The sequence below is a fragment of the Rhodoferax lithotrophicus genome, from assembly GCF_019973615.1.
Taxonomy (GTDB): domain Bacteria; phylum Pseudomonadota; class Gammaproteobacteria; order Burkholderiales; family Burkholderiaceae_C; genus Rhodoferax; species Rhodoferax lithotrophicus.
The window spans coordinates 2496054-2522354 of record NZ_AP024238.1; the positions used below are offsets into that span (position 1 = coordinate 2496054).

The 26301-nt window shown below is 60.1% G+C and carries 15 protein-coding genes; 3 read left to right on the plus strand and 12 right to left on the minus strand.

The window, feature by feature from the left end; genetic code table 11:
* Positions 1 to 12 precede the first annotated feature (12 nt).
* From LDN84_RS22995 to recC, 3 genes are all read right to left on the minus strand, one after another.
* Positions 13 to 2028 carry a methyl-accepting chemotaxis protein gene (locus LDN84_RS22995; RefSeq protein WP_276572396.1) on the minus strand — a complete coding sequence of 672 codons (2016 nt, stop codon included), beginning with the start codon at positions 2026 to 2028 and terminating at the stop codon, positions 13 to 15.
* 309 nt (positions 2029 to 2337) lie between these two features.
* Positions 2338 to 5916, minus strand: coding sequence for an exodeoxyribonuclease V subunit beta (gene recB / locus LDN84_RS11620; RefSeq protein ID WP_223903625.1), 3579 nt, complete (start codon positions 5914 to 5916; stop codon positions 2338 to 2340).
* Complete coding sequence (gene recC, locus LDN84_RS11625) at positions 5913 to 9374, minus strand: exodeoxyribonuclease V subunit gamma (protein ID WP_223903626.1); 3462 nt, start codon at positions 9372 to 9374, stop codon at positions 5913 to 5915. The genes recB and recC overlap by 4 nt, the downstream gene beginning before the upstream one ends.
* 91 nt (positions 9375 to 9465) lie before the next feature.
* On the opposite strand from recC, the gene thpR reads away from it, so the two are divergent.
* Entirely contained in the window at positions 9466 to 9999 is a 534-nt protein-coding gene (gene thpR, locus LDN84_RS11630; protein WP_223903627.1) for an RNA 2',3'-cyclic phosphodiesterase, read from the plus strand.
* 4 nt (positions 10000 to 10003) lie between these two features.
* On the opposite strand, the gene LDN84_RS11635 is transcribed toward thpR, so the two are convergent.
* The 5 genes from LDN84_RS11635 to LDN84_RS11655 all read right to left on the minus strand — a co-directional run bounded on the left by LDN84_RS11635 (position 10004) and on the right by LDN84_RS11655 (position 15143).
* On the minus strand, positions 10004 to 11203 hold the full coding sequence (locus tag LDN84_RS11635; RefSeq protein WP_223903628.1) for a glutaredoxin family protein: 1200 nt from the start codon (positions 11201 to 11203) through the stop codon (positions 10004 to 10006).
* Between the two features lie 111 nt (positions 11204 to 11314).
* Positions 11315 to 12019 carry a protein-L-isoaspartate(D-aspartate) O-methyltransferase gene (locus LDN84_RS11640; RefSeq protein ID WP_223903629.1) on the minus strand — a complete coding sequence of 235 codons (705 nt, stop codon included), beginning with the start codon at positions 12017 to 12019 and terminating at the stop codon, positions 11315 to 11317.
* Between the two features lie 226 nt (positions 12020 to 12245).
* On the minus strand, positions 12246 to 13520 hold the full coding sequence (locus LDN84_RS11645; protein ID WP_223903630.1) for an NRAMP family divalent metal transporter: 1275 nt from the start codon (positions 13518 to 13520) through the stop codon (positions 12246 to 12248).
* Between the two features lie 344 nt (positions 13521 to 13864).
* Positions 13865 to 14530, minus strand: coding sequence for a phosphatase PAP2 family protein (locus LDN84_RS11650; RefSeq protein ID WP_223903631.1), 666 nt, complete (start codon positions 14528 to 14530; stop codon positions 13865 to 13867).
* Positions 14531 to 14618: 88 nt separating this feature from the next.
* On the minus strand, positions 14619 to 15143 hold the full coding sequence (locus tag LDN84_RS11655) for a hypothetical protein (protein WP_223903632.1): 525 nt from the start codon (positions 15141 to 15143) through the stop codon (positions 14619 to 14621).
* Here LDN84_RS11655 and LDN84_RS11660 point away from each other — a divergent pair.
* Positions 15142 to 16674 (plus strand): bifunctional aminoglycoside phosphotransferase/ATP-binding protein, encoded by a 1533-nt coding sequence (locus LDN84_RS11660; RefSeq protein ID WP_223903633.1) that lies wholly within the window; start codon positions 15142 to 15144, stop codon positions 16672 to 16674. The two genes, LDN84_RS11655 and LDN84_RS11660, sit on opposite strands and share 2 nt — an antisense overlap.
* Positions 16675 to 16723: 49 nt before the next feature.
* Here the strand turns inward: LDN84_RS11660 and LDN84_RS11665 are convergent, their stop codons facing one another.
* The 4 genes from LDN84_RS11665 to purL all read right to left on the minus strand — a co-directional run bounded on the left by LDN84_RS11665 (position 16724) and on the right by purL (position 25296).
* On the minus strand, positions 16724 to 17743 hold the full coding sequence (locus tag LDN84_RS11665; protein ID WP_223903634.1) for an HD domain-containing phosphohydrolase: 1020 nt from the start codon (positions 17741 to 17743) through the stop codon (positions 16724 to 16726).
* Positions 17740 to 19893 (minus strand): ATP-binding protein, encoded by a 2154-nt coding sequence (locus LDN84_RS11670; RefSeq protein ID WP_223903635.1) that lies wholly within the window; start codon positions 19891 to 19893, stop codon positions 17740 to 17742. The genes LDN84_RS11665 and LDN84_RS11670 overlap by 4 nt, the downstream gene beginning before the upstream one ends.
* A 7-nt stretch (positions 19894 to 19900) precedes the next feature.
* Complete coding sequence (locus LDN84_RS11675) at positions 19901 to 20770, minus strand: phosphate/phosphite/phosphonate ABC transporter substrate-binding protein (protein ID WP_223903636.1); 870 nt, start codon at positions 20768 to 20770, stop codon at positions 19901 to 19903.
* Positions 20771 to 21228: 458 nt separating this feature from the next.
* Positions 21229 to 25296: a phosphoribosylformylglycinamidine synthase gene (gene purL / locus LDN84_RS11680; RefSeq protein WP_223903637.1), complete on the minus strand. Its 4068-nt coding sequence runs from the start codon at positions 25294 to 25296 to the stop codon at positions 21229 to 21231.
* A gap of 165 nt (positions 25297 to 25461) precedes the next feature.
* On the opposite strand from purL, the gene map reads away from it, so the two are divergent.
* Positions 25462 to 26271 carry a type I methionyl aminopeptidase gene (gene map, locus LDN84_RS11685; RefSeq protein WP_223903638.1) on the plus strand — a complete coding sequence of 270 codons (810 nt, stop codon included), beginning with the start codon at positions 25462 to 25464 and terminating at the stop codon, positions 26269 to 26271.
* Positions 26272 to 26301: the final 30 nt, after the last annotated feature.

The following is a 26301-nucleotide window of genomic DNA, read 5'->3' on the forward strand; positions in this document are numbered from 1 at the left end:
AGTGGCTTCCTGTCACACATTACGCCCAAGCAGGTGAACCGGCACAGGCGCAGAAGCCGTGAGTCCGGACCCTGAGTCATCCGAGACGGTGAAGACCGCCATCGAATTCACCAACTCATTCGCCTGGTTTTGCAAGCTGCTGGCTGCTGCCGCCATTTGCTCTACCAAGGCCGCATTCTGCTGGGTCACCTGATCCATCTGGGTCACGGCTTCACCGACCTGGGCCACACCCTGCGCCTGCTCACTGCTTGCGGCACTGATTTCACCCATGATGTCGGTCACCCGTTTGATGGCACTTACCAGCGTCACCATGGTGCTTCCAGCCTTATCCACCAGCGCTGATCCCTGATCAACCTGTGCTTCGCTGTCATTGATGAGTCTCTTGATCTCTTTGGCGGCCTCGGCCGAGCGCCCAGCCAGGCTGCGAACTTCACTCGCCACCACCGCAAATCCCCTGCCTTGCTCACCAGCGCGTGCCGCCTCTACGGCTGCATTAAGGGCCAGGATATTGGTCTGAAAAGCGATGCCGTCGATGACGCCAATGATGTCGGCTATCTTGCGCGAAGAGTCATTAATGCCTTTCATGGTGTTGATCACCTGGCCCATGACTTCCCCGCCTTCACCCGCAATGGACGAGGCACTTTTGGCCAGTTCATTGGCCTGGCGTGCATTGTCCGCATTTTGTTTGACGGTGGCGCTGAGCTCCTCCATCGAGGCGGCAGTTTGCTCCAACGCGCTGGCCTGGCTCTCGGTGCGGGCCGAGAGGTCCTGGTTACCTTGCGCAATTTCAGCACTGGCAGTGGCTACACCATGCGAACCCTGGCGCACGGTCGTGACCACCCGTGCGAGGTTGTCCTGCATGTGTTTGAGTTGTGCCATCAAGCTGCTGGCATCGTTGTTGCCCAACTGAATGGTACCGATCAAGTTCCCTTGCGCCACCCGAGCCGCAATGGCTGCAGCATCAGCAGGCTCCCCGCCCAAAGGACGCAGCACCAGCCTGGATATCAGGAAATTCAAACCTACCGACACAGCAATGACACTCAAAAGACCCAGCAGAACAGCCACATAGCGCTGTTTTTTAACACCTGCCAAGGCTTTGTCATCGGGCACTGTGGCGGCAAAAGACCAGACTGATTTAAGTGCACCGATATGCACCGGCACGTAAATACTCGTCACATCGGTATGCAGCTGCTCATTGAAGTAGTGCGCCTCATACTCTTGCCCGGCTTTGATGGCCGCCTTTACCATCACCGCGCGCTCGGAAGTTCCCATGTCTTTACCTACATTTTTTTCATCAACATCACCGACATAGAGCCCACTGTTGGAGATCAACGAGGCGAAACCCGTTTCGTATGGGCGAATCTTGCTGATCACACTTTGAAAACCGTCCAAAGGCAGGTCAATGCCCACCACACCCACAAACTTCCCGTTGACCTTGATGGGCACGGCCACCGTGGTCATCACAATATCCTTGCCACCGACCTTGTAGACATAGGGCTCAATCAACGTGGTCTCGCCAGACTGTTTGGCCAGCAAGTAATAGTCACCGGCGCCTGGTTTGTCGTAGTCCACCAGAGCTTCAACCGCAGTACTTCCTGCACCCCGGTTCCAGTAAGGAATAAAGCGACCCGTCGCATCGTGGCCTGGTTTATCGGCGTACTCGGCATCCTTGCCGTCGAACGCGTTGGGTTCCCAGCAGGTCCAAACGCCCAGAAAACTGGGGTTGCCTTCCAAAACGCTTTTCAGCAGTGCATCCGCCGCTGTTCGACTGGTCAAATTGACGGACTTGATTCCACTCAATGTATTGGACAACGTGTCGGCCGCATTGAGCGCCACTTCAATGTGCGCAGCAGCCTGACTGGCCTGGGTTTTGGCGAGTTGTCCTGTGTATTGAAGAACCATTTCTTTTTGCATGGTGGTGGCCTGGTAGGTCAGCAACCCAATGGTCAATGTGAACGCAATCAAAACAATGACCGCCGTTAGCGTCAGAGCTTTGATTTTTAGCGTGGTGGTCGGCTTGGTTGGCATAAATTAACTTTTAAAAGAAGGGTCGCCATGCAACTGGCATAGTTCATTTTCTAGGATGGACAAACGCCCCCCTAACATGACCATGTTGCAGCCACTGCAGCGCCCGGTGAAATCTCGCAGCGACTCCAATTTTCACCCATGATTTCCTTGTTAAAACGCCAGCCGTATCGCCTTTAGGCGAGATCCGTTCAAATTTTTTGAGCCCCATCGATTTTCTTGACGAATCCCCGGGTGTCAACGAGTGCTACAAGCCTGTAACACTCCCAATGCCCTTCAAACGATGAACATGGCCAAAGAAACTCAGAAAATTCACCGCATCTCATCTCCTGCTTGCCCGCGCGAAAACGCCTCATCCAAACCCTCCACCAACCCACCCGGCGCGCTCAGATGTAGCATGCCACAGCCAGGCTGATCAACGCCACGCAGAAACAGGTAGAGCGCACCGCCGATGTGTTGCTCGTAGTTGTAACCCGGCAGGCGGCTTTTGAGCAGGCGGTGCAGCGCCAGCAGATAGAGCGCCGCTTGCACGTCGTAGCGGTGTGCCAGCATGGCCTGTTGCAGGCTGGGCGCGCTGTAGTCGGGTAGGCGGTTGGATTTGTAGTCGAGCACGTAGTAGCGGCCTTCATGCAGCAGCACTAGGTCCATGAAACCGGTCAGCATGCCTTCCAACTGGCGGCGCTCCAGCGCCACGCGCGGCTGCTGCGGCCAGATGTGCTGGCTGATGTGCTGATCCAGCTGCTGGCTGCCCAGGGCTTGCACGGGCAACGAGAAGCCCATTTCTGGCCACATATCGCTGGCGTGAATCGCTCTCAATTCAATAGCTTTTTGCGCAGGTTTTACGAGGGCTAGAGGCAATTTTTGCTTGATAACGGCGCTGATCCAGCCGTCCAGCATGGCGCTGTGCTCGGGCAACAGGCTCAGGCGCTCCGATTGACGCTCCAGCAGGGTTTGCCATTCGGCATCATCCGCAGGCCAGCCGTGCTGGGCCTGCCACTCCAGCAAGTCGTGCAAGAGCGTGCCATAGCGGCTGCCAGTGGGAAAGTCGTTCAGCGGTGGCTCGGTGCTCAGCAGGTCGGTGGCCGGTGACGGGGCCTCGGAGGACGCCAGCAAGGTGTCGTCCAGCGCGGCATCGACTTGGGCATCCAACTGATGCTCGTCGCGCTCGCTCGACAGCGGCGTGGTCGGTGCGCCATGCGCCAGGTCGCGTGTCAGGGCGCTGAAGCTGGCGCTCCACCAACCGCGCTCTAACACACGCTGGGGCAGCTTGGCGGCTTGCGGGGTTTTGGCCTCGGCTGGGGGCTGGTAACGCGCATCATCCGGCTCGGGGGCGCTCAGCACGGCGATGTGCTCGCAGGCCCAGCTTTGCAATCGCTCCCACAAGTCGCCCGGCGTGCTGCGCCCCAGCAGCGCGGACAAGGCGCTTTTGACGCTGGGGGTTTTGCCTTCCACATCGCCCTTGAGCTGTGCCACGCCCAGCCACAGCGCTTGTTTGGCGCGGGTCAGGGCGACGTAGAGCAGGCGGATGTCTTCGCTCAGACGCTCGTCGTCGGGGCGCTCGCTGTCTTTACTTTCTGCGCGGTAGTTGGAGACAAAGGGCAGGAACACCAGCGGGTATTCCAGCCCCTTGGATTTGTGCAGCGTGACCACTTGCACCAGATGCGCGTCACTTTCCAGCCGCAGTTGCCCGGCCTCGCCGCTGGTTTGCGGGCGGCGCAACTGGTCTTCCAGGTGGCGGATCAATGCGCCCTCGCCTTGCAGCTCTAGGCTGGCGGCTTGCAGCAGTTCGCCCAGATGCAGCAGGTTGGTCAGACTGCGCTCGCCTTGCGAGGTGGCTTGCAGCAAGCGCGCGGCCAGACCCTGGTCGTGTAACAGGCGGTAGAGCATGGGCAAAAAGCCTTGCATGCGCCAGACACGCTGCCATTGCATGAACTGTTCAACCACGCCGTCCCACGCCGCTTCATCAGCAAACAGCGCGTCCAGCGCCTGTGGGCTCAGGCCCCAGGTGCGGGTGGCCAGGGCGGCGCGTACCAGCCGGTTGTGGCCGGGGTTGACCACCGCACGCAGCATGCGCCAGAGGTCACTGGCCTCGCAGCTGGCGTAGACGCTGTTGCGCTCGGACAGGTAGACGCTGCGCACGCCGCGCTGCGACAGGGCATCCCGAATCGCCTGGGCCTCGCGCCAGTCGCGCACCAGAACGGCCATGTCGCCGGGCTGGGCCGCGCCGCTTTGCAGCAGCGCCACCATGCGGGTGGCAAACACGGCGGCCATGTCGGACAGGAACAGGTCTTTGGCGGGCGGCTTGGGGTAATGCAAGTGCCACACCGTCATGGCGGTCTGCACGTTCCCAGCCACTTGCAGCGGCACGACCTTGGCGTTGCAGGCCTGCACCGGCACAAAGGGCACGCTGCCAAAAGGCGCATCGGCCTGGCCAAACACCTGGTTCACTGCCGCCACCACGCCGGGGGTGGAGCGGTAATTGCCCGGCAGGGTGTAGATGCCCTGGGCCTGATCACGCGCGGTGAGGTAGGTGGCCAGGTCGGCCCCGCGAAAGCTGTAGATGGCCTGCTTGGGGTCGCCGATCATGATCAGGGCTGGCAGGGCTGCGTTTGAGCATAAAACAGGCTCGTAGTTCTTATCCACATTGCGCAAGCCGCTATAAATTTTGATGAGACTACCAAACTGCCAGGGATCGGTGTCCTGAAACTCGTCGACCAGCGCCACCGGGTACTGGGTGCGGATGGCGCTGGCCAGGCGGCCGTCGGGCGCTTGCAGGGCGCGGTAGAGGTTTTGCAGCAAATCCGCAAAGTCAAACTGCGCGGCCTGGGCCTTGGCAGCCTGGTAGGCACGCATCACAGCCACAGCGGCGTGGGCCAGCAGCTCGGTGACCACATCGGGCTCGGTTTGCAGGTGGTCGTACAGAGTTTCCAGTTGCGCAAACACCGGCCAGCTGGCAGCGGCGGCCCAGCCTTTGTCTTGCAGCGTGCTGAGGGTGAAACGTGCCAGTGTGTCGGGGGCAATGTCGTCCCCCTGCACCCAGTCGGCCATCTGCGCCAGCCAGCCCGGTAGCCAATTGGCGCGGTAGTTGCTGAGCGTTTTGGCGGCGGCCACGTCCTGGAGGCTTTGGATGACCTCTGCCGTCCAGCCGGGGCGCGCTGCCGCTTCCAGTGCCTCCCGCCGCCGCTGCCACTGTGACCAGCGCGCCAGCAGGCTATCGGGCGACTCGGGGTCGGGCACATCGGCGCGGGGAGCCCGCTCGGCGCTGCGCCACAAGGCCTGGAGCTTGTCTAACAGCGCCTGCGGGGTGTCGCCGATGGCTTTGAGGGCGGGCAACGTTTGTGCATCCAGCGCGTAAAACCAGTGCCGCCAGTAGTCTTGCGCGGCGATGAGTTTGAGGCGCTCACTGTCCTCGACCCGGCTCTGGGTGAACAGGCTGGCGCTGTCAAACGCATGGGTTTTGAGCATGCGGCTGCTCCAGCCGTGGATGGTGAAAATCGCCGCATCGTCCATCCACTGCGCCGCCATGTCCAGCCGCCAGGCGCAATCCGGCCATTGCCCGGGTGCGATTTGCTCCCGCAACGTGCGCAAAAAGTCATCGGCCAGCTCGGGTGCGCCGGTCTGGAAGTAGCGGGCGGACAGGGCGAGGCGCTCGCGGATGCGTTCTCGCAGCTCGGCAGTGGCGGCTTCGGTGAAGGTCATCACCAGAATCTGCGGCGGGAACAGGCCTGGCCCAAGGACGGCAGTGTCAGCCCCCGGCGCGTGGCCCAGCACCAGCCGCACATAGAGCGCGGCCAGCGTCCAGGTCTTGCCGGTGCCGGCCGAGGCTTCGATCAATTGCATGCCCGCCAGCGGCAGGGTCAGGGGGTTGAGGGTGTGGAGGACAGCGTTCATGACAACACCTCTTGCGACACATCCACACTGTCAGCCAAATCGCCGTAGATTGCCTGGGCCCAATGCGGCAGCCCGGCAGCCAGATCGGCATAGCGCTCAAAAGCCCGTTGCAGGTAGGCGGATTGGGCCAGTTCACCGCCGTATTGGCCACCTTCAAACGTATCTTCGGCGGCTTCGTGCGGGTCTTTGGCGGGTTTACCGGCTTGGGCCAGCAGCAGGTTTTGTTTTTCGGCTTGCAGGTAGGCCCAGGCGGTTTGGCAAGCCACCGGCAACGGACTCGCCCAGGCGCTGGCGTAGGCCTGGGCCAGGCGGTTGAGGGTGGCCAGCGCCTCATCTTGCGCGATGGGGCGAATCACCACCTGGCCGTCCACACCGAGTTGCACGCTGGTGAGCGCCAGGCCGCTGGCGCAGGCCCCCAGGTGGTTGACCCACAGGTTGACCAGCACATGGCCACGGGCGGCGGTGGCGTTTTTGCTCCCTTGCAACACCGCACCGGTGCGGGCGGCGAGTTGCAGGCAGGGGCTGGACGGCGTGCCCGTTGCATCGGGCTGGCCCCACAAATTGGCCAGCGTGCCGCTCAGGTTGATGCCACCGTCCAGCGTCAAATCCACCGGCTGTGCCGCCAACGGCTGGGGGTAGCTTTGCAGCCAAAGCGCCTGGGCGCTGCGCACGTGCTCGGCCTTGGCCAGCAGTTGCTGCGCAAGCTGTTGGCCAAACCCGGCCAGCGGCAACTGGCCTGCGCCGTGCAATTGCTGCAAGGCCTGTGCACCACTGGGGGACTGAAGCAAAGCGACACCGGCGTTGTGCTGCTGCAAGGCGTTGAGGGCGAAGGGTTCGTCGGTCTGGTCCAGCTCGTCCAGGCTGTCAAATTCCAGTTGCAGGCGGTTGCGGAAAAACACCTCGACTGGCTGGCGCAGCAGGCGTTGCAGGTCGGCCAGCGTCAGGGTGCTGACTGGCACAACCAAGTTCACTCTATTTTCAATAGCTGCTTGCGCAGGTTCTACCTGGGCTACAGGCTGAATTCGTTCCCAATCGGCATCGTAGGTCGCAAAACCCGAACCCGCCTCGAAATAAACGCTGGAGAAGGGTTGCAGTGGCTGGGCTTGCGGCTCACGGTGAGGTGTCCAGCAGGTGTTGACATAGTCCAGCAGTTGCGCCACCAGCACCGAGGGCGGGCGTGGGCTGTTGTCGCTGGCGCTGTGTCCTTGCCAGCTCACGTAGAGTGTTTGCCGGGCGGACAGGATGGCTTCCAGAAACAGGTAGCGGTCGTCTTCACGGCGCGAGCGGTCACCGGCGCGCCAGCTGCTGGCCATCAGGTCGAAGTCACGGGCGGCTTGCACCCGGGGGTAAGCACCGTCGTTCATGCCCAGCAGGGCGATCACTTTGAAGGGGATGGAGCGCATCGGCATCAGGGTGCCAAACTGCACGCCGCCGCCGAAGAAGCGTTGTTGCAGGCCGCTGTCTTGCATCTGCGCCAGCCAGTGTTCGCGCACCACTTCGAGCGGCAAGGCGGTAGTGAGTTGGGCATCGGCACAGGCTTGTAACCAGGCCTCCAGCGGCTCCAGCAGGCGCGCCAGCGCACGCTCATCCGCATCGTCTGCCGGGGCGAAAAAGCGGCTCACCAGCGCTTGCAGAGTTGTACCCCACTGAACAGGGGTCTGGTCTTGCTGCAAGCTCGGCAGAGTCTGTTCCACCGCGTCCAGCCAGTCGAGCAGACCGGCGGCCAGGGGCGCATCCAGGCTGCTCAGGGCGGGCTGAGCCAGCGTATCCTGCCACAAGGCGACGGGCTCGTCCCCTGCCCCACTCCCCAGCGCATAGCCCAGCAGCAGGCGGCGCAGGCCAAAGGCCCAGGTGTTTTGCGCCAGGCCCTCGGCTGTGGCAGGCAGGCCCCACTGGATGCGGTGGGCCGCGTCCAGCCCCCAGCGCACCCCGGCGGCGGCCAGCCAGGTTTGAATCTGATCCACACCGGCTTCATCGAGCTTGAAGCGCTGGCGCACGGCGGCCACTTCAAACAGGCCGAGCCAGTCGGCCAGTGACAGTCGCGAAGTGGGCAGGTTCAGCAACTGCTCCAGCGCCTGCACCAGCGGCGAGGTGCGCGCCGTGGTGTCGGCCACCGAGAACGGGATAAAGCGCGGCTGCCCAGGGCGAAAGCGGCCAAACACGGCGTGGATGTGCGGCGCAAAGGCGGGCATGTCGGGCACCATCACCATCACGTCGCGCGGCAGCAGGCTGGGGTCGGCATCGAGCCAGGCCAGCAGGCGGTCGTGTAACACCTCCAACTCGCGCTGTGCGCTGTGCGCCGTGACAAACACCAGCGAACCGTCGTCGGGCTGGGGCTGCGGCTCGGGGGGTGTCGGGCTCAGGTTGAGCATGGCGGACTGCAACTGGGCCAGTTGTGTGGGTTGTTCACCATCGGCAGCGGGGTCGACAAACACATCGACCCGGCTCCAGTGGGCGCGGTACTGTTCGGGCTGATCGAAACCGTCGAGCAGGTGCAGATAGTCGCGCCCCTGCTTGCCCCAGGAGGCCAGCAGCGGGTGGGTGGCGGTGGCGGTGTCCATGGGTTTGAGCTGCTGCCTGCGGCGCACCTGCTGACGCAAGCGGTCATGGCCTTCGACCAGATCACCCCAGAAATACTGACACGGGTTTTGCACCAGCATCAGCACCTGGCAATGCTGGCCCAGCCCGGCCAGGGCTTGCACGGTTTGCATCGGCAGCGACGAGATGCCAAACACAATCAGCCGCCGAGGCAATCCACACCTGCGCAAGGCGCTCTCATTTTGAGAGTTCTTCAAATCTTCCAGCGCGGCCATGAAGCGGGCGTGTACGCTGGCGCGAGAGGCTTCCATCAGCGCCTCACCCACATCGGCGCGGATGTCGCGCCAGAGTTGCGCCTGCCAGGCGTGGTCGTCCAGCAGCGGTTGGGCCTGGCCCTTTTCGTCACGCAACTGGTCTTGCCCGTCCGCCCAGTCGGCCAGCCAGTCGGCGCGGTAACTTTGGTAGCCGTCGATCACATCAGCTACTTGCACCGCCAATTGGTAGAGCTTGCGTGCCGGGTTGCTGCCTGACAAATAGCGCTTGAGCGGTGCGTAGACCGGCTGGCTGTCACACAGCGCAGGCAGCAGGCGCACCAGCCGCCACAGCAGGCTGGTTTTGTCAAACGGCATGTGGGCGGGCACGGCATCCGCCCCCAGCACGGCGCGGTAAAGCTGCCACAGGTAGCCGCCGGGCAACTCCATGCGGGTGGCGGCGCAAATGCCCAGAGCAGCGTCATCGGCCAGCGCCAGCTCCAGCCAGTGTTTCATGCCGTTGCTTTGCAGCAGGATGACTTCGGGCTCCAGGGGCCTCAGCGGATTGGCTTGCAGCACCTGCGTCAACAGGTCGCGCAGGTCTTCCAGCCGGTTGCCGTGCAGCACCATGAAGCCGGGGGGAAATGTGGTTTCTTGATTTTTAAGCAAAATAGGCCTCTGGCGCTGATGTTACCTGCGCAAGCAGCTATCAGAAATCAAGCTGAAGGCTTGCCCATGATTTTGAAAGACCACTTACACCATGTCTGCCCACGCACCGTTTTCTCCTCCAACCCAGCGCCTGTTCCTGGCGCTCTGGCCCGATGAGCGTGTTCGGGCGCAGATCGCAGCGCATGCGGATCAATGGCGCTTGCCCAATGGGTGTACACGCTACAGCCCGCAAGACTGGCATGTGACCCTGCATTTTCTCGGCAATGTGGATGCCGACCGGGTGCCAGAGATTGCCGCCGCAGTGAACCTGCCGTGCCCACCCTTTGAGCTGCGGCTGGATCAGCCCCAGCTGTGGCCCCATGGCCTGGCGGTGCTGTGTGCGCAAGAACTGCCTGCCGAACTGCAAGCCTTACATGCGCAGCTGGGGCAGACGCTGAGTGAACTGGGGCTGGCGCTTGAGACCCGGCCCTACCAAGCCCATGTGACGCTGGCGCGGCATGCAGCAGCGGCCATCCCGCCCAGCATGGCTGAGCCGGTGCTGTGGCCGGTGCGGGGGTTGGCGCTGGTGGAGTCCACCCGGGACAAGGCGCAACGCTACCGGGTGCTGTGCCAATACGGCGGATGAAGCCTCATGGTGCAGCCCACAGCAGGTAGAGGCCTAGCGTCACCATCACCAGACCGCTAAGCAGCTTGAGCCAGCGCCCTTCCCTTTCCTGCAAACGGTGCTGGCTGAGCGTGACGACACCAATGGTCAGGATGATCACGTCGTCCAGCATATAAGCCGCGTCGTACAGCAGCAGGTAGCCGTAGTAGCTCAGGCTGTCCAACTGGCGCAGCGTCAGGATGCGGGTGAACAGCGCCGGAAAGCCCGAGGTGCACATGAATTCAACAATCTGCACCAATACCGCCAGAATCACCGTGCCGATCAGCGCTGCACTCAGGTTCTCGGCCTGCAAAATGCGCCGCAGGCGGGCGTAGATGCCGGGCTTGGCGGACGCAGGGATGGAGAGCGACACGCCCCAGCCCAAGTGCCAGAAGTCCTTGAGGTGGATTGCCCCGGCCAGCAGGGCCAGTGTGGCAATGATGATTTCCGAGGCGCGTGACAGGCCCACCCACAAAAACAGATTGAGCCAGGCCGACATGAACAAAAAGTAGGCAATGCCTTCAACCGCCACAAAGGTGCCAGCGATGGCCAGCATGCGCGGGCGGTTGTTCAGCGGAGCCAGAAAAGAGATCATCAGCAACAGCACCCACATCGAGCAGGGGTTGAAGCCGTCCAGCAGCCCCATGGCGAGGGTGAACAGCGGCAAACCGATCTGCTCCAACGCCAGCGTCTGTCCAAAGAACTGGATGGCAAAGGCCTCCGGCTGGGGCACGGGCTCACTGGCATCCCGCCGGCAAACGTCCGTTTTTGCCACCTCGCAACCGGCTGCGACAGGGTTTTGCACGCTGGCGGCATGCGCCAGGCTGGCGCGTATGAGCTGATCAGTGGCCGCCTCTTCGGAGTAGCCAACGATCAGCTGCCCGCCGACGGCAAACGCCGGCACACGCACACTCACCTGCTCATGGCTGGCGACAAGTTGCTGCAAACGCGCCATGGCTGCAGGCTCCAGGCTGATATCGCGGATCACGATGTGCAGCGCGGGTTGCTCCTGCTGCAACCGGGCCAAAAAGGCCTCGGCCTTGGCGCAGTGCAGGCAACCAGTGCGGACAAATGCTTCAATGTCGGAGCTGGCGGGTTCTTCGCTGGAGGCCTGTGATGCGGCCCCAAGCCAGCCTGAAACCAGCGTCAGCCACAAGACCAGCAAACATCGGGTCGTCAAACGCATGGCCATACCGCCTCCCTCCATCCGATCAACACAGTTCTTCGGCTCATTGTAGGAAGCTATCCCGGACGTAGCCAGCTCCGTGTGGGGTCTTGAGGCGCTGCACTCAGCAGGTTAATCCGCCCCGATGAACGGCACAAAACGCACCGATTCGATGTCCTCGCGGTGGAATTGGCCAGCGGCATCCTTGGTAATGAGCTGCAATTGCTGCACGTCGATGAGGCCACCCACCGGAATCACCAAGCGCCCACCGGGTTTGAGTTGATCCAGCAGCGGCTGCGGGATGTGTCGGGCCGCGGCGGTGACGATGATGCGGTCATAAGGTGCATGCGCCGGCCAGCCAGCACAGCCGTCTCCCGCCTTGACATGCACATTGCGGTAGCCCAGGTCCGCCAGCAGCTTGGCCACCGATGCGGCCAGTTGCGGCAGCACTTCAAGGCTGTAGACCTGGCCCGCCAACTCCGACAACACCGCAGTCTGGTAGCCGGAGCCGGTGCCGATTTCCAGCACGCGGTGCTGCTTGTCCAGCGCCAGCCAATCGGTCATCAGCGCCACGATGTAGGGTTGTGAAATGGTTTGCCCATTGCCAATGGGCAAGGGGTGGTTGCCGTAAGCGTGCGCCCGCAGATCCGGTGGCACAAAGCAATGGCGCGGCACTTTGGACAGAGCGAGCAGCACGTTTTCAGCCATCGGGCGTGCCCCCCAATGGTTGGTCGCAGCCATGGACCGGATGTTCTCCACCATGCCCTGGCGCGCCTGGGCGTAGCGATCCTGACTGGCCGGGCCATGGTCTGCGTCATGCGCTGTGTACAAACTCATGATGGATGTGGATACGGAGTGCCTTCCCGCAAACATTCTCCCCCGCCCAAGGCACCGGGTCAAGCCTGGGTTCTGATGTGGTGTTTCGGGCTATCCATCACGTAAAACTGTGTCTCTGGGGCCATGATGGCGTTGCATAGCCACCGAATACCTTCAGGTATCGCTGTGGTCTGCGCCTAGCCCAATCCATCGGTTTTTAATGTGCCGGCAAGTATCAAACACCACACTAGCTGGTGACCAGCATACCCAGCACCGAAGCCGCCATGACTGCTGTGGCCAGCCAGCCAAACACACGGTGGCGTGTGGAGATGGTGTAGCGGCCCATCAAGCGTTTGGATTGACCAATCCACATGAGAACCGCCATGATTGGCACCGAAATAACCCCATTCACGATGGCGCTCCAGACCAGTGCCTTGATCGGATCAACCTCCAGGTAACCCATGAGGGTGCCAATGCCGGTAGCTGCAATGATGATGAGGTAAAAGCCACGGGCTTCATGGAAACCTTGCGACAGCCCGGCTTTCCAGCCATAAAGTTCACTCACGGCATAGGCCGCAGAACCCGCCAGCACCGGCACGGCCAGCAAGCCGGTGCCGACAATGCCCAACGCAAAGAGGGCAAAGGCAAATTCGCCAGCCACCGGTCGCAGCGCTTGGGCCGCTTGCGCCGAGGTCTGGATGTCGGTGATGCCTTGTTCGTTGAGGGTGACCGCCGTGGCCATCATGATGCACAGGGCAATCACATTGGAAAACGTCATGCCCACCACGGTGTCGGCCTTGATACGCGCAAGGTGCTTGGCCGCGTACCTGCGGCTGGCACGGCGAGCTTTGACATCAGGCCTGCGGGCGTTGTCTTCCACCTCCTGGGCGGCTTGCCAAAAAAACAGGTAGGGGCTGATGGTAGTGCCCAGCACCGCCACCACCATGGCGGCGTAGTCCTTGATGGACACGTCTTTGGGAAAGAAGCGCCAGGGGTAGAGCGATTCGTTAAGAGCCTGCTGCCAGTGCACATGCACCATCAGAATCACCGCCACGTAAGCAAACAGGCCCAGCGTTAGCCACTTCAGGACACGCACGGTACGCTCGTAAGAGAAGAACACCTGTGTTGCAATACAAAACGCGCCAAAACTCACCACATACAGCGCCAAGGGGCCCCCCACCAACAGCCGTACGGCCTCGCCCATGGCCCCGATGTCCGCCGCAATGTTGATGGTGTTGGCAACCACCAGCAGGCTCACCAGCGAGGTGGTCAGCCAGCGCGGGCACATTTTGTTGATGTTGGCTGCCAGCCCCTGCCCGGTCACCCAGCCAATGCGGGCCGACAGCATCTGGATACCGATCATCAGCGGTGTGGTGATCAGCAGCAGCCAGACCAACGCAAAGCGGAACTGGGAGCCCGCTTGTGAGTAGGTGGCAATGCCGCTTGGGTCGTCGTCTGCTGCACCCGTGATGAGGCCTGGGCCGAGTCGACGAACGAATATTTTTGCGGTTTGGGTGACCATGAATAAACCCCATACGCTGCTACAAAAGAAGGCAGCACGGTGATGCTTGGACAAGCATCCAATTTAAAAAAACCTGGGGGTGAGATGAGGCCACGGGAGTCCTCCGCAGCACACATTTCGCTTGCCAGGCACTTTGGGCAATGGCCTTCGTGCTGGTCTGACAAGCGGGAGTTACAGCCATGCTGTTAGTTACGCATCAGTCCAACTGAAGGCCCGGAACTCTCTGAATCCATGATGTAGGGCAGTTGTTGAAAGGAGCGGCAGTATACGCAGGCGGCGACCCATTTTCTGCGGGCGGACCGCAAAGATTGGGTAAAGAGACGGTGCATTACAACAAGCCGCCATCATGTGGGCATGCCGGGCGCTGGGGGTTTGTGGCGCAGCAGCTCACTGCGAGTGTAAGCATGGGAATGCCCGGACAGCTTCAAGGCCAACTGTGTCACCAGCGAATGGGTGGGCAATTGCGGGGCTTGCGTCGGGACAATGATCAGCCAGGCGATCACCAGCACCGGAACATACAGACTCAGCCGCACACGCGTGTGGTTGGCATCAAAAATCAAATAGGCGCTGACGATACCGCCCACACACAGGCCAGCCAAAACCTCAGACAGCGAATGCGCCCCCACCTCGATGCGCGAAACCGCCACCATGGCCGCCAACGCAACACCCAACACCAGCAACATCATCCGCCCGCCGGGTGACAGACGACTGCTCAGTGTGGCCATCAAGGGCGGGAAAACGGCCGCCGCAAACATGGCATGGCCGGAAATGCCGGTGAAGTTCCATGCAGCAATGCCCACGCCCCAGCCGATGAAGGCTATTTTGGAGGCCAAGGTGAGCAGCACGGCCATTGCCAGCAAGAACAGCCAGTGCACAGCCAATGAGCGCGAAGCCTCTTGCCGCATCAAGTCCCGACAAACCCACAACGCAACAGGCAGCAACAACTGCAGCTCGCCCAGGCGCGTGACGAAATGCCAAAAACCAAATTCAACCGGATTTGCAACAAACATACGTGGTCAGGATCAAGGTGCGCTCAGCCATTGAGAGCTGATCAGAAGTAAATAAGGTCTACAACGCCTAATAAACAAGCGCTAGTAGCTACCAAAAATATAGCTTTAAAAGCATCATGCCCAACACCAGCGTGAGCAAAAAAAGTGCCAGCATACGCTTGCGGGTGAGTTCCAGGCGCTGGATCAGCTGGGTGTTTTGCTCGGCCAGTGACTGGATCAATACGCTGGACTCAAGCATCTGCTGGTGCAGCTCTGCGGTGGCAATTTGCAGCGTGGTGACCTGGGTTTGCAATCCTGCCAGCGCCGACTCTTGCGCGCTGAGCGTGGTCTGAGCGGTATCGTCCGGCGAGGCAGCGTCGCTCACATCGGGCGGTGACTTTTTACCCACCGTACTCCAGAGTTTCCTGGCCCCCTGCGCCACCTTGGGGGCGTTCTCGATCACATCGCCCCAAGGCACCATTTTCAAAACCGTGAGCCAGCCAATTGCCATAAAAACCCTTTGTTGCCGAGAAACCCAATACGCATTGGCTTTGGAGTTTAAACGGCATGGCACCAGCACACTGTCATGGCCCGTCTTGGCGTTGTCGCAAACCGCGCCTATGATGAAGTCCATGAACACCCCCTTGCCACCACTCATCCAAGCTTTGCTGGCCCCTCACCGCTACCCCGGTGTGGTACAGCAGGTGGAACTGGCTCAGACCCATATTTCCTGGATTTTGCTGGCCGGTGAATTCGCCTACAAGATCAAAAAACCTGTTCAACTGCCATTTCTTGATTTCAGCACACTGGCACGTCGCCATGCGTGTTGCCAGGATGAGTTGCGGCTGAACCAACGCTTCGCCCCCGACATCTACCTGGATGTTGTCGGCATTTTTAATACCCCGCAAGATCCATCCTGGCGTGGCACCGGCGAACCCATTGAATACGCGGTCAGAATGAAACGCTTTGATGAAGCCGGACGACTTGACCACCTCTGCCAACGTGGTGAGCTGCAATCCACCCACCTGTCTGACTTGGCCGACACGCTGGCCACCTTTCACGCCCAGGCCGCGCAGGCACCGGCAGATTCGCGCTTTGGCCGACCTGATGATTGGATGGTGCTGGCGCGCGACAACTTTCACGACCTGCTGCTGGCTCTGCCGCAGCAGGAGCACCAAGCCCGGTTACAAGCCCTGCGAATCTGGACTGAAGCCCAGTTCACGCAGCTCGAACCCTTGATGCTGGCACGCAAAAAAGCGGGTTGGGTGCGTGAATGCCATGGTGATCTGCACTTGGCCAACCTGGTATTGATCAACCACCGGGTGCGAATGTTTGACTGCATTGAGTTCAACGAAGCGTTACGCTGGATCGATGTGGCCAACGAAATCGCCTTCACCTACATGGACTTGCTGGAACACCAGCAGCCGGGCCTGGCCAACTGGTTTGTGAATGAGCTGCTGAGCCGCAGTGGCGACTATGAAGCCGCGCTGTTGTTGCGTTTTTACGCAGTCTATAAAGCCCTGATCCGGGCCAAAGTGGCCGCGCTTCAGCGCAAAGGTGCGCAAAACGATGATGCACCCGTGCTGGCCTATCTGGCGCTGGCCGAGCGTCTGGCAGCCCCCGCCCCCAAACGGCTGATCATCACCCATGGTCTTTCCGGTTGCGGCAAAACCTATGCCTCATCCACCTACCTGCTCAACGATCCGCTGGCCAACACCCTTCGCCTGCGTTCGGACGTTGAGCGCAAGCGCCTGTTCGGGTTACGCAGCACCGAGCACCGGGTGTCTGCGCCGGACACCGGCATTTATTCCAGGGAAACCACCCACCAGACCTATGCCCACCTGCGCGATCTGGCGCATAGGCTGCTGACCGCGGGCGGAACCGTCATGGTGGATGCGGCCTTTCTCCAACGCAGCCAGCGCGACAGCTTTCAGGCACTGGCCGAAGAGCACCATGCGATCTTTGAGATTCTGGCCCCACAGGCCACGCCCGAACAATTGGCCGAACGCATTCAGACCCGCAACGCCTTGGCGCACGATGCGTCCGATGCCACACTGGAAGTGCTGGCACAGCAAATGCGCGTGCTGGAGCCGCTGCAGGCAGACGAATTGGCCAGGTTGGCAAATTTGCTGCCGGGGAGTGGCAACAGCTTCATGGTGACCTGATTCCAGCGGAGTCTCACCAGAGTCAGTGCTCTGCGCTTCGGTAATATGCTCAAAACGTGAAATTTTTCTCACGAAACAGCCGCAGTGCAGCGTCGACTACGACGCAGTCAAATAACACATTGCGTTTGTCGCTGATTTCTTGCAGCGCAGCCTCAATCCCCCGTCCGGGGCGATAGGGCCGGTGAGAAGCCATCGCCTCAATCACATCGGCGACAGAAATAATACGGGCCTCCAGCAGAATGTCATCGCCTTTCAGACCCAGTGGGTAGCCTGAGCCGTCCATGCGCTCGTGGTGTTGCAAGACAAATTGCGCAATTGGCCACGGGAAACTCACCTCTTTCAAGATGTCATACCCGGCCTGAGGGTGTTGTTTGATCAATGGAAACTCGTATTCTGTCAGCTTGCCAGGCTTGCTCAGGATTTCCGCTGGAACCTTGACCTTGCCGACATCATGAACCACGCTCGCCAGGTAAATGCCTTCGATCTGCTGTGGCGGCAGGCCCAGTTCTTCGGCAATGGCCTTGGCAATTTGCGCCACGCGGCGCTGGTGGCCTGCGGTGTAGGGGTCGCACATCTCCACGGTCGCGGCAATGGCAGAAATGGTGTCCAGCAACGTGGATCTGAGTTTCGCCTCGCTTTCAACCAAAGAACGGGTGCGCTCTTCCACAATGCCCTCCAGACTATGGCGCAACCGGTGCAATTCCAGATGGGTGCGCACCCGTGCCATCAGCTCTTCGCGCTGGTAGGGTTTGGTGACATAGTCCACTGCACCCAGCTCGAAACCTTTCAACTTTTCCAGGGTTTCCGACATGGCACTGACAAAAATCACCGGCACATCCCGCGTCTGCGGCTGTTTTTTCAATTGCTGGCAGACTTCAAATCCATTCATGTGCGGCATGCTGATGTCCAGCAAGATCAACTCGGGCGCTTGAACCGCTGCAGCGTGTAAGGCCAGTTCTCCGCTGATCGCCGAGCGAACCTCATAACCTTCGGCCTTGAGGATGTCGGTCAACAGCCGCAGCGATGCCGGTGTGTCGTCCACTGCGAGGATGTAAGCTTTGCTTGTCATAAGGAATTCGTTGGATAGCTGGCCGCATCATGAAGTGCCTCAAGAATAGCCGGGTAATTGAAATATTCCACCAGACTGCTCAGGGCATGGCTCAACTCCGGGTCAATCAGTTGCGCTTGTCGAATGGCGGTGGTGATGCGCTCGTCATCCAGATTTTCCAGTGCATCCTGGAGTTCGTGGCACAGGGCGGCAGGCAATGCGGCCAGCATGGCAGGTGTCAGTGCAACCGGTGCGGGTAAGGGCCGTTGTGTCACATCGGTCTGGTAGACCAAAGTCACGCCCAACTGCCGCGCCAGACAGTCGTAGATTTCTTCAAAGCGGTAGGGTTTGCGCACAAAGTCATCCATACCGGCATCCAACATTTCCTGCTGCTGATCCTTGAAGGCTGAAGCCGTGACGGCAACGATTTTGACTGTGCGCCCTTCAGGTAACTGGCGAATGTGCTGTGTGGCCTCGATGCCGTCCATCACCGGCATGCGCCGATCCATCCAGATGAGGTGCGGATGCCATTGACTGAAAATGTCCACGCCTTGTGCGCCATTTTCAGCCACCCTGGTTTCCAGCCCGATACGGCTCATCAACCGTTTCAACAACAGCTGGTTTTCGGGCTGGTCTTCGACAATCAGGATGCGGTACGCCGACTGCCCCGGCAAAAGACCTATGACCTCGCCATGCTGCAAATTTTGCGGTTTGGGAATATCGGCCATGCTTGCCAGTTCAAGCGGCAGATTGACACGAAAAAGAGAGCCCTTGCCCACGGTGCTGTCCATGGAGACCTCACCACCCATCAACTCCACAAACTGGCGCGTGATGGTCAACCCCAGGCCCGTGCCACGCTGCGAGCTTCCTTCGGCCAGTTGTACAAAAGGCTCGAACAAGCGCTTCTGGTCCTCTGCAGAAATACCTGGGCCAGAGTCTTCAACCTCGATCAACAGATGTTGTCGGCTATTTTGCTTGACCCCCAGACGCAGGGTCACGCCCCCTTGCTCGGTGAATTTGACCGCATTGCTGACCAGATTCACCAGAATCTGGCGCAAGCGGGCCTCGTCACCCTTGATATAGCGCGGAAATTCGGAGTCCTGGTCGATCAGCAACTGCAGTCCTTTTTCTTGCGCCCGCATCTGCATCATGTCGACAACATCACGCACCATGCTACCCAGGTCGAACGATGCAATTTCCAGCTGCATACGTCCGGCTTCGATCTTGGCCACCTCCAGCACATCGTTAATCAAGGTCAGCAAGTGTTCGCCGCTGCGGTTGATGATGTCCAGATTGGCATGCTGAAGCGCAGGCACGTCAGGATCGCGCCGCATCATGCTCGAAAACCCAAGAATGGCATTCAGCGGCGTGCGCAACTCATGGCTCATATTGGCCAGAAACGCGCTCTTGGCCTTGTTAGCCGCCTGTGCCGCATCACGCGCCAGCAACAGCTCTGAGGTTCGCTGCTGAACGGTTTCTTCCAGCTGATTTTTATAGCGCTGCAAGGCGGCCTGATTGTCATGAATGGCGGCGCGCATCTCGGTAAAGCGGTCTACCAGATGGCCGACTTCGTCGTCACCGCTCTTTTCCAGAGGCGGGCCTTCAAACCGGTTTTGCGCCAGATCACTGGCGGCCTTGCTCAGTGCATCCACCGGCCGGATCACAAGTCGCTCCAGCACAAACCAGGCACTCAGGACAAAGGCCATGATCATCACAAACATGGCCACTTGCAAGGTATGAAATTGTGCTTCGATGTGGGTGAGCCATGGAACAAAATCGACCTTCACGCGCAAAGTCCCCAGATTCATTCCTAGGTAGTCCATCGGCTTCTCCAGCAGATGCACCTCAGCTGCGTGCGGCTCCCCTGCCTGAGTCTTGGGTTTGAGCAAGGGATAAAGCGATTGGCCCTGTGCATCATCAAGCTCAATGTCAATCCAGTCGCGATTCTTGTCTTTCAGAGCATCGAGATTTTCGTAAATCGTATCAAGCTGATGCCCCAACAGCAAAGGGGTCAACCCAACGACCACGCTGTCCAGATGGCGCTCTGTAGCGTGTCGGTATTCGGCCCGACTATTTTCCAGGGCCTGCGGCATCCAGTAGCCATAGAGATAGCCCATCAGCAAAACACTGAAGAAGGCCAATGGCAACAGAACTTTGGTGCGCAAACTCATAAAAAACTCATTCTCCCTGAATCGACTGCCAATATTTTTCCAGACCCCAGCTGCGCATGATGGCGTAATCGTCGAAATTCACGGGAATAAATTGCTGGACAGGCACATTTTTCAGCATTTCCTTGCCTTGCGTGCTCTGGCCCATGTCGAGCAATGCCTGGCGAACCTTCTCCTGATCCGCCCTTGGCACACGCGGATGAGCGACTACCGGGTGCGACGGGCATGATCGGGTGGTATAGATCACTCGCAATTGCGAGCGGATAGATTCGTCCTGCTCCTGCAAGGTTTTTTCCACCGCCCCGCCGGCTGCCGCCAGGCCTTTGATCACGTGCAGGTAAACCGAGCTGTGCGTCGTGACATACAGGGGTGTTGTTTTGACATGGTGAACCTGCTCCAAATCGGAGCGAACCATCAACGATGCACCCAGGGCATTGGGCGAAGGAAAGGCCACACTCTTGCCATTCAGGTCTGACGGTTTTTCAATCGGCCCACCTTGGCGCACCACGAGAATACCGCGCAAGGGAACCATGTCAGCCACCAGGGGCAAATAAGCTTGTGTATCCTGAACCTGCAAAACGTGATACGGGTTGACATACACAAAATCAAACTCACCCCGCATGAAAGCCTTCTCAAAATCCTGAATCTTGAGCGTGGTCACCAGTTTGAACTGGAACCCGGTTCGCTTCTGCAAGTCTTCGATGATGGGCTTCCAGATGGCGTACAGCTTGCGCTGCTCGAATTGCGGGACAACCCCAAAACTGTAAGTCCTGGTCTCAGCAGCAAACACCTGCTGTGAATGACGGCCAGGCCCATAACCCATGACCGGTGCGAAGCATGCGGCCAACAACATGGCGCGCCGCAGATGTGCTTGTTTCATGTCTTCTTACCCCCTTGCAATGAGATGATCCTCTTTACAGGTAAAAGCCAAAACCGAGGTCTGACAGGCCAGCTGCAGAATCGGCAACATCAGCCTGTTTGGCAGCTTCGTTTTGGTGAGAAGGAGTGTAAGTCTTGGCCGATGTGCTGCGGAATGACGCAGGTCAACGCTGCCAACAATAGGCGACCGCCGTTGACGACTCTGGGGAAACATCATGGACCTCTCTGGGATAGATGGCCATTATCAATTTGATAGCTTCTTGAGCTTTCTGCTCAATGGTCTTAAGCCATAACAACAAAGACGAAAGGCCGCATAAGCGGCCTTTCCATTGGGTGCATCGTTCAGTTTGTCGGTCCCGTCAACATCACCCAGTCGAGACGGTTGAGATATGCGCTCTGGTCAGAACCATCACTCAAAGAGTTACAGCACCGTGCAGCACGGCCAGCTCTTTAACCCTCTCACCCCACCCACTTGCGCGCATTACGCCACAACTGCATCCACGGGCTGAAACCGGATACATCCTGATCCGTCCAGCTCATCTGCACATTACGAAACACCCGCTCGGGGTGCGGCATCATGGCGGTGAAACGGCCGTCTGCGGTGGTCACTGCCGTCAGGCCGCCAGGGCTGCCGTTCGGGTTGAAGGGGTAGGCTTCGGTGGCTGCGCCATGGTTGTCGGTGAAGCGCAGCGCGGCGATGGCCTGGTCGGCGTTGCCACGGTGTTTGAAGTTGGCGTAACCCTCGCCGTGCGACACCACGATGGGCAGGCGGCTGCCGGTCATGCCTTGGAAGAACAGGCTGGGCGATTCCAGCACTTCGACCATGCTCAGGCGGGCTTCAAAGCGCTCGCTCAGGTTGGTGGTGAAGCGCGGCCAGTCTTGTGCGCCGGGGATGATGTCGGCCAGCTCGGCAAACATCTGGCAGCCGTTGCACACGCCCAGGCCGAAGGTGTCTTCGCGGCCAAAGAAGGCTTTGAACTGGTCGGCCAGCACCGGGTTGAATGTGATGGAGCGGGCCCAGCCAATGCCTGCGCCCAGGGTGTCGCCATAAGAGAAGCCGCCACAAGCCACCACACCTTTGAAGTCGGACAGCTTGGCGCGACCCGTTTGCAGGTCGGTCATGTGCACGTCAAAGGCTTCAAAGCCTGCCTCGGTGAAGGTGTAGGCCATTTCCACGTGGGAGTTGACACCCTGCTCGCGCAGCACGGCCACTTTGGGGCGTGCCAGCACAAGCGCCGGAGCAGCTATTTTTTCAGTAGCTGATTGCGCTTGATTGATAAGGGATACAGCCTCATTTGGCATATAAATATGCAAACCTGGGTCAGTTGGTACTCCGGCGCTAGCATGTTCGGCATCGGCGCAGGCCGGGTTGTCGCGGCGTTGGCAAATCTGCCAACTGGTGGCATCCCACACCTGGTGCAGGTCGGACAAACTGGCGCTGAAGATGGCTTTGGCATCGCGCCAGACTTGCACTTCGCCTACACCGGCCTGAATTTCAGAACTGGCCGGGCGGGTTTTGCCCACCACATGGCTGTGGGCGCTCAACTGGTGCTCACGCAGCACTTGCAGCACCGCAGTGCGATCGGCGGTGCGCACTTGCAACAGCGCCCCCAGCTCTTCGCTGAACAGGGCTTTGAGCGTGAGTTCATCGCGGCGGCCGCTGATCTGGCCGGCCCAGTTTTTGGCATCCCCACAGTCCATGCGGCTGTCAGAGATGCCGTCGCCCTCGGTGACCAGCATGTCGACATTCAGCGCCACGCCCACATGACCGGCAAAAGCCATTTCACAGGCGGCGGCAAACAAGCCGCCGTCGCTGCGGTCGTGGTAGGCCAGGATGTGGCCGCTGGCCCGCAGGGTGTTGACTGCATTGATCAGGTTGACCAGGTCTTGCGGGTAGTCCAGATCAGGCACCACGTCGCCCATCTGGCCGAGCGTTTGCGCCAGGATGCTGCCACCCATGCGGTTTTGTCCCCGACCCAGGTCGATCAGGATCAGCGAGGTGTCTTCCGTCGCGTTGAGCTGCGGTGTCAAGGTGCCGCGCACATCGGCCAGGGTGGCAAAGGCGGTCACGATCAGGGACACCGGTGAAGTCACTTTTTTGTCAACGCCCTGCTCGTCTTTCCACTGGGTGCGCATGGAGAGCGAATCTTTGCCAACCGGGATGCTGATGCCCAAAGCCGGGCACAGCTCCAGCCCGACGGCTTTCACGGTGGCGTACAGCGCGGCATCTTCACCCGGCTCGCCACAGGCGGCCATCCAGTTGGCGGACAGTTTGACGCGATCCAACTCAAACGGGGCCGCCAGCAAATTGGTGAGGCTTTCGGCCACCGCCATGCGCCCGGAGGCGGCGGCGTTCACCGTGGCCAGCGGGGTGCGCTCACCCAGGGCCATCACCTCACCGGCAAAACCTTTGAAATCGGCCAGGGTCACGGCGCAATCAGCCACCGGCACTTGCCAAGGGCCGACCATCTGGTCGCGGTGGCTCAGGCCACCCACGGTACGGTCACCAATGGTGACCAAAAAGCGCTTGGAAGCCACCGTAGGGTGGGCCAGCACGTCGATGGCGGCTTGCTGCAAGGCCACACCGGTCAGGTTCACCGGGGCGAACTGGCGGGCCACGGTTTTGACATCGCGGTGCATTTTGGGCGGCTTGCCCAGCAGCACGTTCATCGGCATGTTGACGGGTAAATCGCTGGATTCAACCTTGGTTTGGGCCAAGTCCACATCACCCACCACCAGATGGCGTTCTTCAGTAGCCACACCGACCACAGCAAACGGACAGCGCTCGCGCTCACACAAGGCTTTGAAGCTGGCCAGAGATTCGGGGGCAATCGCCAGCACATAACGTTCCTGGCTTTCGTTCGACCAGATTTCCTTGGGGGCCAAGCCGGATTCTTCCAGCGGCACGCTGCGCAGATCAAACAAGGCTCCACGCTGGGCATCGTTGGTCAGCTCGGGGAAAGCATTGCTCAAACCACCCGCGCCCACGTCGTGAATCGCCAGAATCGGGTTGGCCGTGCCTTGCAGCCAGCATTGGTTGATGACCTCCTGCGCCCGGCGCTCAATCTCGGGGTTGCCACGCTGCACCGAGTCAAAGTCCAGGTGCGCCGCATTGGCCCCGGTGGTCATGGAGCTGGCTGCACCGCCACCCATGCCGATGCGCATGCCCGGGCCGCCCAACTGGATCAGCAGCGTGCCAGCCGGAAACTGGATCTTGTGCGTCTGGCTCGCGTCGATCACACCCAGGCCACCAGCCAGCATGATCGGCTTGTGGTAGCCGCGCTGCTGGGTGTCGACATCGCTGGTGACAGACTGCTCGTATTCGCGGAAGTAGCCGAGCAGATTAGGGCGGCCAAATTCGTTGTTGAACGCCGCACCACCCAATGGGCCTTCAATCATGATCTGCAAGGGGCTGGCAATGTGGCCCGGTTTGCCGTAGCCAGCCTCGCCGACGTTGGGCCAGAGTTGCGACACGCTGAAACCGGTCAACCCGGCCTTGGGCTTGGAGCCGCGGCCGGTGGCCCCTTCGTCACGAATTTCACCGCCCGCGCCGGTCGACGCACCGGGAAATGGCGAGATCGCGGTGGGGTGGTTGTGGGTTTCCACCTTCATCAGGATGTGTTGCAATGAACTCTGTTTTTCATAGCTGCTTGCGCTTACATTACCTGGGCTAGAGGCCGATTTTGCTGCAAACCGCTCAACCTGGCTGCCAGCCATCACCGACGCATTGTCCGAATACGCCACCAGCATGTGTTGCGGGTGGGTTTGGTGGGTGTGGCGGATCATGCCAAACAGGCTGTGGTCTTGCGCCACGCCGTCGATGCTGAACTGGGCGTTGAAGATTTTGTGGCGGCAGTGTTCGCTGTTGGCCTGGGCAAACATCATCAGCTCCACATCGGTCGGGTTGCGCTGCAACTGGGTGAAGGCGTTGACCAGGTAGTCAATCTCATCCGCAGCCAGCGCCAAGCCGAACTCGGTGTTGGCAGCCAGCAGCGCGGCCTTGCCACCAGCGAGCACGTCCACATGGGCCATCGGGGCGGCTGGCACATGGTCAAACAGCTTGAGGGCGGCAGAGCGGTCAAACAAGGCGCTTTCGGTCATGCGGTCGTGTAACAAGGCGGCCACTTGCGCGAGTTGCTCGGGGCTCAGGCTGGGTTTGCTCAGCAGGCCGCTTTTGAGGCTGATGTGATATTCCACCACCCGCTCGACGCGGTGCACCGCCAGACCGCAGTTGTGCGCAATGTCGGTGGCTTTGGAGGCCCAGGGGGACACGGTGCCCAGACGCGGCGACACCACAATCAGTGCGCCGTCTTGGGGGCCGGTGTAGGGCTCGCCATAGGTCAGCAAGGCGGCCAATTGGGCCTTCAATTCAGCCGAGGGTTCGGCATCAAAGGCCACCAGATGCACAAACCGGGCGGCAATGCCGCTGATTTTGTCGTGCACGGCTTGTAGGCTGGGCAAAAGTTGTTGAACACGGAAGGCGCTGAGAGCGCTGCCGCCCTCGAATGGGGTGAGATGCAGGGTCACGGTGGGGGCCTGATGATGAGCTGACGGGGTTGAAAATGGACTCACAGCCAGGCGCTGACTGGGCCTGGCCGCGATGGCAGCAGATTTTACCAGCGGCACAAACCCCGATTCGGGGATGAACCTTGCAGTGACGCAGGCATTTTGCCAATGGGATAATCCGCACCCATGACTATCACCATCAAAGACTCCGCTGGCATTGCTGGCATGCGCATAGCGGGCCGCCTGGCCGCTGAACTGCTGGACTACCTGGCTCCGTTTGTCAAACCCGGCATCACCACCAACGAACTTGACCGCCTGGCCGAGGTCTACACCACCCAGGTGTTGAACGCCATTTCAGCCCCGTTGAACTACGCCCCAGGCGGACACGACCCCTACCCCAAGTCGATCTGTACCTCCATCAACCACCAAGTCTGCCACGGTATCCCGAACGACAAGCCACTCAAGAAAGGCGACATCGTCAACGTGGACGTGACGATCATCAAAGACGGCTGGCACGGTGATTCCAGCCGCATGTACATGGTGGGTGAGGTGTCGGTTGCGGCCAAACGCCTGTGCAACCTGACCTATGAGGCCATGTGGAAAGGCATCATGAAGGTACGCGAAGGCGCTTACCTGGGTGACATTGGCCACGCCATTCAGACTTTTGCTGAAGGCCAGGGGTTAAGTGTGGTGCGTGAGTTTTGTGGCCACGGCATTGGTGCCAAGTTTCATGAAGACCCGCAGGTGTTGCACTACGGCAAACCTGGCACGCTGGAGCAGCTCAAGGCGGGGATGACCATCACCATTGAACCGATGCTCAACGTCGGCCGCAAGGAAATCAAGGAACTGGGCGATGGCTGGACCGTTGTCACCAAAGACCATTCGCTCTCTGCCCAATGGGAACACACCGTGCTGGTGACCCCTACCGGTTATGAAGTGCTAACCCTCTCAGACCACAGTCCGGCGATTCCGGCGTTTGTGACCGCCTCGGCCTGATGCCGTACCCAGCCGCCTTCAAGACATTGC

Bases quoted from the DNA above. Each gene is read 5' to 3' on its own strand.
- LDN84_RS11655 (WP_223903632.1), bottom strand. From the start codon at position 15,143: ATGGACTTCATCATAGGCGCGGTTTGCGACAACGCCAAGACGGGCCAT.
- LDN84_RS11675 (WP_223903636.1), bottom strand. From the start codon at position 20,770: ATGAAACAAGCACATCTGCGGCGCGCCATGTTGTTGGCCGCATGCTTC.
- thpR (WP_223903627.1), top strand. From the start codon at position 9,466: ATGTCTGCCCACGCACCGTTTTCTCCTCCAACCCAGCGCCTGTTCCTG.
- LDN84_RS11660 (WP_223903633.1), top strand. From the start codon at position 15,142: ATGAACACCCCCTTGCCACCACTCATCCAAGCTTTGCTGGCCCCTCAC.
- recB (WP_223903625.1), bottom strand. From the start codon at position 5,916: ATGAACGCTGTCCTCCACACCCTCAACCCCCTGACCCTGCCGCTGGCG.
- LDN84_RS11670 (WP_223903635.1), bottom strand. From the start codon at position 19,893: ATGAGTTTGCGCACCAAAGTTCTGTTGCCATTGGCCTTCTTCAGTGTT.
- LDN84_RS11640 (WP_223903629.1), bottom strand. From the start codon at position 12,019: ATGAGTTTGTACACAGCGCATGACGCAGACCATGGCCCGGCCAGTCAG.
- LDN84_RS11650 (WP_223903631.1), bottom strand. From the start codon at position 14,530: ATGTTTGTTGCAAATCCGGTTGAATTTGGTTTTTGGCATTTCGTCACG.
- map (WP_223903638.1), top strand. From the start codon at position 25,462: ATGACTATCACCATCAAAGACTCCGCTGGCATTGCTGGCATGCGCATA.
- LDN84_RS22995 (WP_276572396.1), bottom strand. From the start codon at position 2,028: ATGCCAACCAAGCCGACCACCACGCTAAAAATCAAAGCTCTGACGCTA.
- LDN84_RS11645 (WP_223903630.1), bottom strand. From the start codon at position 13,520: ATGGTCACCCAAACCGCAAAAATATTCGTTCGTCGACTCGGCCCAGGC.
- LDN84_RS11635 (WP_223903628.1), bottom strand. From the start codon at position 11,203: ATGCGTTTGACGACCCGATGTTTGCTGGTCTTGTGGCTGACGCTGGTT.
- LDN84_RS11665 (WP_223903634.1), bottom strand. From the start codon at position 17,743: ATGACAAGCAAAGCTTACATCCTCGCAGTGGACGACACACCGGCATCG.